The sequence below is a fragment of the Streptomyces sp. NPDC019890 genome (genome assembly GCF_044903445.1).
Lineage (GTDB): Bacteria > Actinomycetota > Actinomycetes > Streptomycetales > Streptomycetaceae > Streptomyces.
The window spans coordinates 1-1,305 of record NZ_JBJDQK010000096.1 but is presented as its reverse complement, the minus strand read 5'-3'; the positions used below and the strand labels follow the sequence as shown (position 1 = coordinate 1,305).

General features: G+C 74.4%; 2 protein-coding genes. Both read right to left on the bottom strand.

Features of this window, described 5'->3' with window-relative positions:
• A partial coding sequence (locus ACI2LP_RS34455; protein WP_404728475.1) for an MFS transporter occupies positions 1–845 on the bottom strand: 845 nt, incomplete at its 3' end.
• The coding region (locus tag ACI2LP_RS34450; RefSeq protein WP_404728474.1) for a Gfo/Idh/MocA family oxidoreductase at positions 842–1,305 on the bottom strand (464 nt) is incomplete at its 5' end. The genes ACI2LP_RS34450 and ACI2LP_RS34455, both read right to left, overlap by 4 nt.

The window sequence follows — 1,305 nt, the reverse complement described above, 5'->3', positions numbered from 1 at the left end:
AGGATCGATCCGACGATCCCCCCGGCCGAGGTGAGACCGCCGGCGGCCAGGATCGTGGGGGCGTAGTAGATGGCCGTGTTCAAGCCGGTCAGGTGGACCAGGATCGCGATCGCGAGGCCCAGCGCCACCCATCGGCGGCCCGCCAGCCCGCAGGCCCGGCGCAGTCCGGTACCCCGCCGCACAGCCGCCGGGGTGCCGTCGCCCGTCCCGAGACCGAGCCGGGCCGCCGCCAGGGCCGCCCGTGCGTCGTGACCGCGGCTGCGCAGCCAGTCCGGCGACTCGGGGACGAGGAACATCCCGGTCAGCAGGAGCAGAGCCGGAGCGATGCCGGCGCCCAGCATCCAGCGCCAGGCGCCGGCCGGTTCCAGGGCGTAGGCGACGACGTAGGACAGCAGCAGACCGAGGGTGATCATGAGCTGGTTGAGCGTGACCAGCGCGCCCCGGCGGGCCGGCGGCGCGATCTCCGAGATGTACAGCGGTACGGCGAAGGAGGTGGCGCCCAGGGACAGGCCGACCAGGAAGCGCCCGGCGAGGAGCGACCCGGCCCCGGTGGCGGCCGCGGACGCGAGGGTGCCCACCGCGTACACCGCGGCCGCGGCACCGATCACGGGGAGGCGGCCGAAGCGGTCCGCGAGCCTGCCGCTGCTGGGAGCCGTCAGTGCGGCTCCCAGCAGGGCGGCCGACACGGCGGCGCCCTGCGACCAGGACGACAGGCCGTAGTCGGCGGTCACGAGCGGCAGGGCGCCGGCGATGACGCCGGTGCCGTAGCCGAAGAGCAACCCCCCGACGGAGGCGACGCAGACCGTCAGGGTGCGGGTGGTCGCCGGTGATCTCGTCGGGGTCACCGGGCCTCCGTCGCCTCTCCCGAGGTGACCACGGCGGCGCCGTCGTCGGCGGCGGACGCCACGAACGCGCTGCCCACCCGGGCGGTGCGCCGGGAGTCAGCGAGCGACATCGGGGCGGGGGCGCCGTCGCGTACGGCTCGTGCGAAGGCCTCGACCTGGCGCTGGTAGTGGTTGGCCGACGGGACGGTCTCCTCGCGGATGCCGTCCTCGGTGAGGACGGTGACGACCCCGTCCTCACCGTCCATGGCCCAGGCGTTGCGCACCATGAGGGTGCCGTGCGTCCCCTGGAGTTCGTAGGCTGCGCGCGGGCCGTAGTCGATGCTGTAGTCGACGACCGCGGAGCGCCCCTGGCCGAAGTCCATCGTCGCGACCGCGCTGGTGTCCACGGTGAGGCCGGGGCGGCTGCTGAAGCGGGCGCTCACCTGCTCGGGTGCCTGACCGAAGAAGAACAGGGGGACAT